Genomic DNA, 10844 nt, shown 5'->3' on the forward strand with positions numbered 1-10844 from the left:
CCCTTTTTTATCAAAATTATAGCTATCGCTTGCAGAAATCCAGCCAGTTGTTGACGTTAAGGGTTTTTCACCTTCTGCTGTTTGAACGCTATACTTTTCTTCCAGCTGGCGGCTTGTATTAAAGGAAGAATAAGCCACTATGTTTTTAAGGTCTTTATATTGAGCTATTTTCTCTTTTATTTTTTGAATTTCTTCTTTTTTGATGTCTGCTTTAGCAAAGACATCTGTCGTACTGTTCCACCTGGAGCTAAAAAAGCCCATTAATTCATCATCGCTAAATTGACGTGATGATTGTGAGAAATAGATGTAGTACAGATCGTTCTGGCTGACGATTTTATATTCTGAGTCGGGAATGTTTCTCAGGGCATTCTCTTCAGCATTAAGGTTTCCCTCATACTTATCACGCCATGATTTTTGTGATGCAGTCGGCTGGATTTTATGCCCTAAAAGGCTATTGAAAGAAATTTTGGTGTCAGTAACGAATTTACCGTTATCTTTTTTTACATTGTAAATAATATCGTTTGCAAAAGTAAGCCCATAAAATTCATCTGAGGTAAACTCAGCTTTAGCGCTGCATTTAAGCATGTCAGTGCCGGTAGCATTCAGTTCAGCGTTCGTTATTTTTAATTTATCTGTCGTCCCGAACCCTTTAGAAAAATCGTCTGATGTATATTGATAAGTGACGTCAATTCTTGATGCGCTTCTTTCATTAATATCCTGCATTATTCCATTAGTATGCCTGTCTATAAAAGGAGAGTAGCTCCGCGGGTTATCTTTTAAATCCCCGGTCGTTTCTGTTTTGAAGGTTTTTTCCAGTTGAGCCAGGACGTCAGGTGATTGACAGATACCATTAGCTTCCTCACGTGTCAGCTCTGGAATGGGCTTATCCTCAACCGATTTATCACAACCAGCGAGTAAAATGGATAAACAGGTTATAGCAACAACTTTTTTCATTATAAACATCCCAATTTTTTATTAAGCATCTTCTTGCAAATTATGATTTTTCAAACAAGTGCTTTTCGCTAAACATTCCATTCTCCGTATTATGAATATTCCATTCAAAAATTGCACAGAGCCTTTGAAATGTACACTGCTTGCCATTCGTGCCACTGTCCCACAGAAAAATACCCGTCAGTAAAGTGGTCTTTTTTTCAGCAGTCCTGAGGGTAAGAACCCTTTATGGTGTCTCACCTGGCACATTATTACCCTCAACACAGACTTAATCATCAGAGACGCCGCCAATGACGTGAAGTTTGCGCATATGTGCCTGACCCTCTGGCTGGTGGTTTCATCCGTTAGCAGAAATCGTTTCTGTAATTTACCAGTAAAATATCTTCACCAATAGCTACGGTTTTTAGTACCGTGTTTTTGACTATAAAGGTTGCTGGTAGTTTTAGTATGCCGGATCAGCGACTTCATTAACGCCGCTACCCTGCAAAACGCAGGCAGCGATCTTTGCATATGAAAATTTACTTAGGTAAATTAAGGTCCACGAATGACTATAGTCTTTTGCGCGTAATGAACGGGTCTGCCCGGTAAGCTTCTGCATCCCACACCACGCTTTAAGCCCGTGTTTATATTCAAAGGCACTGTTTTCACCGATTGCGCATGCTCAACAGGGACGACCAATGGACAGAAAAACGCAAATCCGTCAGCAAATCCTCACCAATGGTTTTACGCTGAAGGATTACAGCGCGTTCAAAACAAATATGAAGATCGTTAAGAAGCGCTACCATCCTGACCTGACGAAGGATGTCGATCTGCTGGAATCCATTACGCAAATGGCCGAAGACAGCACCAGCCTGAAAGGCATGACCACTCTTTTCATATTGATGCTGCTCTTTATGCTGCGGGACAGCGATCCGGTTGGTCTGCTAATCACCTTATCCATCACGCTCGCTATTTTGGCAGGGTCATTATGGATGCATGCTAAAGAGCGCAATCTTCCCGTCAGCACCGAATTACGCCTGATCAAGCTGGCCTTCCGTATGCGAAAAATCCTCAAGGTTCGTGCCCGTGAAGAAAAAGCCCGGATCAAGGCGGAAAAAAAGCGTCAACGCGGAAAATAATCGCTGCCTGCCATTAACGCTTTACAGAAAAAAGCGTGTTTAACGCAAATCGGATTTGTTATTTCTGTTCAACTCGCCTGACAACAAGGACTCACAATGTTGCAAAAGGACATTTTCCCTCGCCATACCCAATGGGCCATTATCGTTATCGGGATGTTAGCCGGGCTGTTCTGGACGTTGCCGGAGAGTGTAAACCAGCACGCGCTTACCCTGTATCTGCCGCCGCTGTCGTTGGCTGCAGCCAGCATACTGGCCTTCACGCTTCACCCTCTGCGCGCCGTCAGGCCCTGGCTGTGTGCCTTGTTGGCCTTGCCGTTTATTGCCTTGATGACGGGATGGTACCGCTGGAATTTCCCCATGCTGCCGCCGGGTGAGTTTCACTTTAAAAATATCCTCGCCGTGATAGTTATGCTCAGCCTGGTTATGCCCGTGCTGGTCGCTTTCTGTCTTAAATCAACGCAGCAGGGTGGGGCAACGTGGGGAGCACTCGTTACTGAAACGCTGTGGCGCAACACCTTCACCCTGGCCGTCACCGGCGTAATGACCGGGTTGTTCTGGCTGGTATTACTACTGTGGAGCAAGCTGTTTGGCATGATCGGCATCATGCTGTTTGAACAAATTTTCTTTGATAACCGCTTCTTTCCGGCGATAGCGACCGGGGCGGTCATCGCGGCGGGTATCGTATTTTGTCGACGCCTGCCGGGCGCTGCCGGGCTGTACCGTCATTTGATGACCAGAGCCGTTAGCGCCCTGTTGCCCCTGCACGCGATCGCCTTGCTGCTGTTCCTGGCCTGTTTGCCGTTTACCGGGCTGGCTATCATCCCCAAAGCTTTTTCAGCCACGACGCTGTTGCTGACCATGACGCTGTTGATGCTGGCCTTTAGCGCCATAGCTGGCGAAAGCGAGCCGGGCGTATCGCACTGGCAGCGAGGCAGGGCGCGCCTGGTGCTGGTGGCGCAGGGCTTAACGCCGCTGTTGGCCGCGCTGGCTGGCTGGGCGCTGTGGCTGCGTATTGCTGAATATGGCTGGACGACAGATCGTGTCTATGCCGCTATCCTCGTGCTGATTACCGCGGCTGGCTCGCTGCTGTTGATTGGATTCCAGCGCCGCGCATGGTCGCAGGGCGCGGCCGGCATGAATAAATTTATTCTGCTGATGCTGGCCCTGATGGCCTGCGGGTGGTTTTTACTGCATACGCCAGTGGTCGATCCCTGGCGCATTGTCATGAAAAGCCAGCTGGCCCGTTTTGCGCAGGGCGAAGCCAAAGTAGACGACATGGACCTCTATTTATTCAGCGAGTCGGGACGTCGGGGAAAACAGGCGTTGCAGACGATAAATAACCATCCGCAATGGCTGGAGTCTCCTGCCCGGCAAAAAGCCGTGCTGATGCGCATACTGGCAGAAGGCGACGCCTCCAGTGCTACCCCAACCATTAGCGATCTTCAACGCAGCATTACGCTGCGGGCAGGCAGCGAAGCCCCGCCGGAAAGCTGGTGGCAGATGCAGACGCAGACGCAATACGTTGAGCAGGAGTCAGGCATCTGCCTGATGGATAGCGGTTCCTGCCTGGTGTGGATGCAGGATATGAATAACGACGGCACGCCGGAAGTGCTGCTCTATAACCGCACTCAGCAGAGCATTACTCTTTATGCCCACCAGGCCACTGGCTGGAATCAGATTGGTAGCGTGACGCTGTCGGAAAGGCTGGAGCCGACTCTGCGGGATAAAATACCTGGAACTGTAGCTAAGCCGTGGCGCGATCTGGAAGTGAACGGCCAGCGGCTTCCGGTGCAATACTACGGCTTCGAAGGACAATAGCCTGACCCGCTTTTGCAGCCGTGCAGCGTCAGGCAAGGCTGCAAAAACGGCCGGTTACGTTACCCTCTGACTTCTTCCCAGCTCAGCCCAAACCGTGCCAGATACTTACGCAGGCGATCGGCATCGTTGGGCTGTTTTTTGCTCTGGCGGGAGACGGCAAACAGGCGTCGGCCCGCTTCAGAAAGCGAATCCGACGCGCGGCAGACGCTCAGCACCGTCTGTAGCTGGCATTCGTCAAAGAGATCGTACTGCGCCCCGGTACGTTCAGGCAGTGCCGCTGTCGAGGCCGTCGTGCGCCAGGTGCTGCGTAGCCGGGCGATCTCTTCCTCCGCCAGCGCCAGCGAAATTCGTCCCTGTTCCGCCAGGGTTGCCATACGCGTGACGGCCGCGCTCAGTTCGCGGAAGTTGCCTCGCCAGCTCGCTTCCGTCAAACAGGCGAAGCGCAGAAAATGGCTTCTCGCTTCTTTATCAAAACGCACCTGCGTCTGCTGTTCACGGGCATAGCGCGCCAGCTCAAAATCAAGGTTGGGTTCGATATCTTCACGGCGTTCGGCCAGTCCAGGTAGTTGAAAAGTCCACATATTGATGCGGGCGAACAGATCCTCGCGAAAGCGCCCCTCGGCAACCCACTGCGGCATATCCCTGTGGGTACCGGCAATCAGCTGAAAATCGCTGCTGACCTCTTTATCCGCGCCATAGGGGAAAAAGCGTTTCTCTTCAATGGCGCGCAGCAGCATCGCTTGTTCATCCAGCCCCAGTTCGGCTATCTCATCCAGAAACAGCATGCCGCCGTCTGCTTCGCGTAACAATCCGCTGCGCGGCTGCTGGGCACCGGTAAAGGCGCCCTTAACGTGACCAAACAGCGTGGACATCGCATTGTCGCCGCGCAGCGTGGCACAGTTAACCGCCACGAATTTACCGGCCAGGCGGTGGCGGTCATGGCGTAGCTGATAGATGCGTTCAGCCAAAAAAGACTTGCCCGCGCCGGTGGGGCCGGTCAGCAATATCGGGGCATTCGAGCGCAACGCCACGCGCTCAATCTGCTCGATAAGGGCGTTAAACGTCGGGTTGCGCGTCTCGATACCGGCTTTTAAAAACGAGGTTGAGTGCTGCTGCTCACGCTGAAAACGGCTGGTCAGCGTCGCATAGCGGCTTAAATCCAGGTCGATAATGGAATAGTGACCCAGCGCGCCGGGCGCATCCGGCGACTTGCCCGCAGGCGAAGTTTGCAGGATGCGCGCGGGCAGATAGCGAGCTTCGGTCAGCAGAAACCAGCAAATCTGCGCCACGTGGGTGCCGGTGGTGATATGCACCAGATACTCTTCATTTTCGGTATCAAAAGCGTAGCGGCTGACAAAATCCAGAAAGCTACCGTAAACCTCTTCAAAATCCCAGGGATCGTTCTGCGCCACGCTATGCAGCACCACTTCGGTCTGTGGCGACACCTGGCGGATATCCTCCGCGACCTGCTGAGCCATCGTGACGCTCTGCGGCTGGTGCAGCAACTCCAGCCGGTCGATCCGCAAATTTTCCTGTTGGCAAAGCGCGACGGTAGGCCGCCATTTGTTCCAGCGCTTCTCGCGTTTGCCGCGCCTGTCCAGCACCGTGCCTAATACGCCGATCGCTACGTTCTTTTTCATGCTTATCCTGAAAGATAAATACCCTATACGTTAAGATAAGTTGGCGTATCGGCAATGGCAATGCGCAGATTCAGGGACTGTAATAATCTCTTTAAATTTCAAAGTGATATTTTTTATTTGTCTTCATTCGGGCGTTCTGGCACGGCATTCGCAATGGTTAAGGCACAGCAACGAGGAAAACAACAATGAAAAACACGTATCAGACTTTGCAGCAGGCGCATGGCGTACCGGTAAAAATGTGGACCCACGGCGTGCCGGTCGAACCGGAAGCGCGCGACCAGCTGCTGAATACGGCAAAAATGCCTTTTATCTTTCGTCATCTGGCGGTGATGCCGGACGTCCACCTGGGCAAAGGATCCACTATCGGCAGCGTGATCCCCACCCAGGGCGCGATCATCCCTGCGGCGGTCGGCGTGGATATTGGCTGCGGCATGATTGCCGTGCGCACCTCGCTGATGGCCAGCGATCTGCCGGATAATCTGTCGGGCGTGCGCAGCGCCATTGAACAGGCGGTGCCGCACGGCCGTACCAATAACCGTTCCGGTCGTGATAAAGGCGCCTGGCAGACGCCGCCGCAGGAGGTCGATCGCCACTGGGCCAGACTGGCGCCGCGCTTTAAGGCGCTGACGCAAAAACATCCGTCGTTGTTTAAAACCAACAACTATCAGCATCTGGGCACGCTGGGGACGGGTAACCACTTTATTGAAGTCTGCCTGGATGAGTGCCAGCAGGTCTGGGTGATGTTGCACAGCGGCTCGCGCGGCATCGGGAACGCTATCGGCAATCTGTTTATCGCCCTGGCGCAAAAGGATATGCAGCGGCATATCGCCAATCTGCCGGATCGTAACCTCGCTTATTTTGAAGAAGGCAGCAGGCACTTCAACGATTATGTGGAAGCAGTGAGCTGGGCGCAGGATTACGCTCGCCATAATCGCGAAGCAATGATGGAGCGCGTGCTGGCGGCCATGTCGCAGGTTATCACCAAACCGTTTACCACCCATCTGGAAGCGGTGAACTGCCACCACAACTACGTGGAGCGGGAAACCCACTTTGGCGAATCGGTTTTGGTCACGCGTAAAGGCGCGGTTTCGGCGCAAAAAGGGCAGATGGGCATCATCCCCGGTTCGATGGGCGCGAAGAGTTTTATCGTGCGCGGCCTGGGTAATGAAGAGAGCTTTTGCTCCTGTAGCCACGGCGCCGGACGAACCATGAGCCGCACGGCAGCGAAAGCTCGCTTTACCGTCGAAGACCAAAAACGCGCTACGGCGCACGTCGAGTGCCGGAAAGATAAAGAGGTTATCGACGAAATCCCGATGGCTTACAAAGACATTGATGCCGTGATGGCCGCCCAGGCCTCGCTGGTGGAAGTGGTGCACACGCTGTCGCAGGTTGTCTGCGTAAAAGGATAAAAAATGAAAACAGGATTAAACGGTGTGGATAGCGCAATGCGCGAGCGCGTACGCGGCGTGCTGCGTCAGCTGGAAGAGCAGCACCAGGTAAAAGTGCTCTATGCCTGTGAATCGGGCAGTCGCGGCTGGGGCTTTGCCTCGCCGGACAGCGATTATGACGTGCGTTTTCTGTATGTGCATAAACCGGAGTGGTATCTGCGCGTGGAGCCGCAGCGGGATGTGATCGAGCTGCCTGTCGACAATACGCTGGACGTCTGTGGCTGGGAATGGCGAAAAGCGCTGGGCCTGTTAAAACGCGCCAACCCCACGCTGATCGAATGGCTGGATTCGCCCGTTATCTATCAGCAGGAAAATGTCATCACCGATTTACGTGAAAGCGTACCAGACTGGTTTTCACCTTTGCGTGCGCGCTGGCACTACCTGTCGATGGCAAGAAAAAACTTTTACAGCTATTTGCAGGGTGAAAGCGTGCGGTTGAAGAAGTACTTCTACGTCTTGCGCCCGCTGCTGGCGGTGCAGTGGATAGAAGCCGGAAAAGGCGCGCCGCCGATGCGTTTTGAAGAATTGCTGGCGGGAACGGTGACGGATCCTCTGCTGCTGGCCGAAATTGATCTGCTACTGGCACGTAAGCAGCGTGCAGGCGAAGCGGAATACGGCGAGCGACTGGATCGCATCCATGCATTTATCCGTCAGCAGCTGGACGAGAACCGCATCAGCGAAGATCTGCCCGACAGCAAACGGCGCGACTGCCGCGACCTGGATGCACTACTGATGAAAACCGTGCTGGGCACGGCATAAAAAAGGGAATACACCGTGAAAGAATGGATCGCTAACATTTTTCGTCAGCCTGACGAACAGCGTTTTCCGGTCGTGTGGCCGACAGAGCAGTGTTCCGCCTTTAACTGGCTGGCGCAGTGGTCGGAAGAAACGGGCGTGCTGCCCGAAGCGGCACAAACGTTGCCGGACGAGCCTGCCTTCCGGCAGGATGAGGAGACGTTGCGCTGGGCACCGGGCGCGCTGGACGGAGCCTTTGGTCATCATATTGCGCAGGGCAACGAGAAAGAAAAAGCGGCTGAGGTGATGCAGGCGATAATCAACGTTCTGCGGCGGAGCAGCAGTAAAAATATGCAGGCGCTGTATCAACTGGCAAAACAGGAGACACCGCTGAATTTTATCGACAATCTGCTGGCGATGATGGCGACTTCTGAAGCCCTTGATGCCCGCCGTTTGCGGGCGCTGGTGGTCTTTCTGGTCACGCGATCGCCGGACCGTCAGGTAGTGAAGCTCGCCATGGCGCTGCTGGCTTTTTTTCCGTATCAGCAAAGCATTAACCTGCTGCGAACGCTGGGCAGCCACGATGAGTTTACTCTTTACGCCGTGGTGGCGATGCGGGCTATCCTGCCGCCGGAGGAGTTTGCGCTGGAGTGGCTGGCGCTGGCAAAGCGTACGGCGGGCTGGGGACGTATCCAGCTGATCGAACGCCTGCCGGAAGCCCCAAATGAAACCGTCCGTCAGTGGCTGTTAAGAGAAGGCTATAGCAATGGCGTAATGGTGGAATATACCGCCTGGCACTGTGCGGAGCACGGACGGCTGCATGAGGCATTGGACGGCGAGGTTGATGCGGAATTGCTTAAGGGCGCGGCTGAAATTTTACGTGGCATGATCGTGGGTCAGCCCGGTCCGGATATGCGGGCCTATTCCTTTGCCGCGCTGGCCTGCGAGCGTTACCTCGCGCATATCGTGCCCGGCACAACGGCCGACCTGCTGCATTATGAGGTGGCAGGAGAAATCGGCAGGCTGGCGCGTGAAGAAGAGTTTGCTGACGAAGCCGAACGACAGCGTCTGATAGCGCAGTGCGAGCACATTCAGGCCTTACCCGCATGGCCCGCGCTGATTGAGGCCGGACTGCGTGATGATGACGATATGATTTTTCATACGGCGCTGCAGCTTTGCAGAGCGCAGGGCGGCGATCCCTGGCCGACCCTTTATCAGCGGCACCGTGAACAGCCTGAAAGAGACCTCTGGTATCAGCTGATGCAGACCGATAATCCAGATTACATCGCAAAGGTTATTGCGCTGGCGGAAAAAGAGCTGGATCTGGCCGCCATTGCTTCCGGGCCGCAGAAATCCCTGGGGTTGGGGCCGCAGTATCGGCAGCATTCGGCGCTCGATTTTATCCTGCAGGATTTACACCGTTTCCCGGGCCAGGGCTGGAGGCTGATCCGGACAGGTTTAAAAAGCCCGGTGACGCGTAACCGCCATATGGCGCTGAACGCGTTGGAAGCCTGGCCCCAGGCGTTGCTGCCTGCGGAAACCCTGGCGCTGCTGGAAAACGCCCAATGCGCTGAGCCGGAGGACGCGGTTCAGGAAAGGCTGGCGCAGCTGCTGGCGCAGTGGGCAGAAAAGCCTTAACTTCCGGACGTTGGCACTGATGAGCCGGAGCCAGCGCCTGTTAATACGGGCGCCTGGCTCGCGCACAAGGCCAGAAGCAAACACTGGCTAATACGGTAAAAACGGATAACAGCGTCATCCCTTCTTCGATATAATAAGAAAATCTTGCCTGATTCAGGTAATTTATATGCACCAGCTTTTCCCCTTTATTTGCAAATGGCTGCCGTTAGCGTTTGCCATCTTGCCTGTCATATATTGCTGCTGGCCGATCTTTGATAAAGAAGCTTAAGAGAGAGGGAAAAGATTTCGGCGACTACGTCGATATTAAAAATTGGAAATGAACATGGAAGATGGTGACAGTACTTTTTTCTCAGCAGGTGAAGGTCAAATGCCACTGGAAAAGATTATCAGGATTCAGGTCAGCGGAACCCCGGCCAGCAACCGCAGAATATGGCGGGTTCGTTACGTCACTACGCCTGATAAAACGGGCAGGGAGTTCAGCGTCCTTCATCACTCCACCCTGTTTAATCGGCATTTCGCCAGTTTTCTTGCTGCCGTAAAAGAAGCTAATCCCCTGGTTGAATGACAGAAAATGACGGTGTGGCGAAGATAAAATGACCGGGCCAGCCTGCCTTAGCGAGCATGATGAAATGAAACCTTCATTAGCAGAAGTCATCGCATTTGTACGCGAGTTTTCAGGATGGAAGCGTAAAACGATTGATGAAAATACCTGGCTGGAAAAAGATCTGCATATTAGCGGCGATGATGGCATGGCGCTTCTGGAAGAAGCAGAGCAATTTTTTGGCGTTAATTTTCCCGCGGAAAGCGGCGGCTTTCGGCAGACATTTTCGCTGGCAGAAAACGAATACCTTTTCCACGGCGAAGGCTACGACTTCTCAGGTCTGACTTATCTTTGCAGGCGGCTGCGCGGTATTCCGCCGCCTGTTATCCGCGATCTCTCCGTTGGCCAACTGTACCAGGTACTGGTTAAATTGCGCAGTAATAAAGAGCAGGTGGCGCGATAGCAGACTAATTTATCAGGCATCGTCGAGCCCCATCCGAAGCCTCATATCCGGCTTATGAGCCAGTTATGATGTTTACCTACTACATTCAGAAAACAGGAAGCAACGTGAATTTTTTTCAAAAGCTGACAGTCATTACGGTAGCGCTTGCCGCCCCGCTTGCTGCTCAGGAAAGCGGCGTCTCTTTTTATCATAAGGCGTGGTCGGTGGCTTGTGATAACACCTTAACCTGCCGTATCGGCGGCGCCAGTAAACAAGAGAATGTGGGGGGCGTGCTGCTGACGCGCACGGCTGGCGCGAACACGGTGACCGCTGGCGAGGTGCTCCTGGCGGAAGACAGAGAAAACGAAAAACCAGTACAAAAACTGACGTTATGGATTGATGGCCAGCCTGTGGGCGACATAACGGCAACGGATCGGCATTTGCGCCTGTCAGAGCCACAAACGTAGGCGTTAATTCAGGCCATCAAACGCAGCGGTACGGTTGAATTTAGAG

At 53.4% G+C, this 10844-nt stretch carries 10 protein-coding genes; 8 read left to right on the forward strand and 2 right to left on the reverse strand.

Features of this window, described 5'->3' with window-relative positions; genetic code table 11:
* On the reverse strand, positions 1–954 hold a 954-nt coding region (locus RTK32_RS12650), incomplete at its 3' end, for a hypothetical protein (protein WP_312044452.1).
* A gap of 674 nt (positions 955–1628) precedes the next feature.
* Between RTK32_RS12650 and RTK32_RS12655 the strand changes: the two genes are divergently transcribed.
* Together RTK32_RS12655 and RTK32_RS12660 are read left to right on the forward strand one after the other, a co-directional pair.
* Positions 1629–2069: a hypothetical protein gene (locus RTK32_RS12655; RefSeq protein WP_312044454.1), complete on the forward strand. Its 441-nt coding sequence runs from the start codon at positions 1629–1631 to the stop codon at positions 2067–2069.
* A gap of 96 nt (positions 2070–2165) precedes the next feature.
* On the forward strand, positions 2166–3887 hold the full coding sequence (locus RTK32_RS12660) for a DUF4153 domain-containing protein (RefSeq protein ID WP_312044456.1): 1722 nt from the start codon (positions 2166–2168) through the stop codon (positions 3885–3887).
* A gap of 59 nt (positions 3888–3946) precedes the next feature.
* On the opposite strand, the gene rtcR is transcribed toward RTK32_RS12660, so the two are convergent.
* Positions 3947–5527 carry an RNA repair transcriptional activator RtcR gene (rtcR, locus tag RTK32_RS12665; protein WP_312044458.1) on the reverse strand — a complete coding sequence of 527 codons (1581 nt, stop codon included), beginning with the start codon at positions 5525–5527 and terminating at the stop codon, positions 3947–3949.
* Positions 5528–5712: 185 nt separating this feature from the next.
* Here rtcR and RTK32_RS12670 point away from each other — a divergent pair, with 185 nt between their 5' ends.
* The 6 genes from RTK32_RS12670 (at position 5713) to RTK32_RS12695 (ending at position 10798) form a co-directional block, all read left to right on the forward strand.
* Positions 5713–6936, forward strand: coding sequence for an RtcB family protein (locus RTK32_RS12670; RefSeq protein WP_312044460.1), 1224 nt, complete (start codon positions 5713–5715; stop codon positions 6934–6936).
* Between the two features lie 3 nt (positions 6937–6939).
* The gene (locus tag RTK32_RS12675) at positions 6940–7734 is read left to right on the forward strand and encodes a nucleotidyltransferase domain-containing protein (RefSeq protein ID WP_312044461.1); all 795 of its coding nucleotides are present in this window, start codon (positions 6940–6942) and stop codon (positions 7732–7734) included.
* Positions 7735–7749: 15 nt separating this feature from the next.
* Positions 7750–9348, forward strand: a complete 1599-nt coding sequence (locus RTK32_RS12680) for a hypothetical protein (RefSeq protein ID WP_312044463.1) — start codon at positions 7750–7752, stop codon at positions 9346–9348.
* A 322-nt stretch (positions 9349–9670) separates the two neighbouring features.
* Entirely contained in the window at positions 9671–9913 is a 243-nt protein-coding gene (locus tag RTK32_RS12685) for a hypothetical protein (RefSeq protein ID WP_312044465.1), read from the forward strand.
* Positions 9914–9977: 64 nt separating this feature from the next.
* Positions 9978–10352, forward strand: coding sequence for a hypothetical protein (locus RTK32_RS12690; RefSeq protein WP_312044467.1), 375 nt, complete (start codon positions 9978–9980; stop codon positions 10350–10352).
* Between the two features lie 104 nt (positions 10353–10456).
* Positions 10457–10798: a DUF1176 domain-containing protein gene (locus RTK32_RS12695; RefSeq protein WP_312044468.1), complete on the forward strand. Its 342-nt coding sequence runs from the start codon at positions 10457–10459 to the stop codon at positions 10796–10798.
* Positions 10799–10844: the final 46 nt, after the last annotated feature.

It is taken from the genome of Erwinia sp. (assembly GCF_031978025.1).
Lineage (GTDB): Bacteria > Pseudomonadota > Gammaproteobacteria > Enterobacterales > Enterobacteriaceae > Erwinia.

Coding starts and splice junctions, on each gene's coding strand:
- rtcR (WP_312044458.1), bottom strand. CDS start 5,527: ATGAAAAAGAACGTAGCGATCGGCGTATTAGGCACGGTGCTGGACAGG.
- RTK32_RS12660 (WP_312044456.1), top strand. CDS start 2,166: ATGTTGCAAAAGGACATTTTCCCTCGCCATACCCAATGGGCCATTATC.
- RTK32_RS12655 (WP_312044454.1), top strand. CDS start 1,629: ATGGACAGAAAAACGCAAATCCGTCAGCAAATCCTCACCAATGGTTTT.
- RTK32_RS12685 (WP_312044465.1), top strand. CDS start 9,671: ATGGAAGATGGTGACAGTACTTTTTTCTCAGCAGGTGAAGGTCAAATG.
- RTK32_RS12670 (WP_312044460.1), top strand. CDS start 5,713: ATGAAAAACACGTATCAGACTTTGCAGCAGGCGCATGGCGTACCGGTA.
- RTK32_RS12690 (WP_312044467.1), top strand. CDS start 9,978: ATGAAACCTTCATTAGCAGAAGTCATCGCATTTGTACGCGAGTTTTCA.
- RTK32_RS12675 (WP_312044461.1), top strand. CDS start 6,940: ATGAAAACAGGATTAAACGGTGTGGATAGCGCAATGCGCGAGCGCGTA.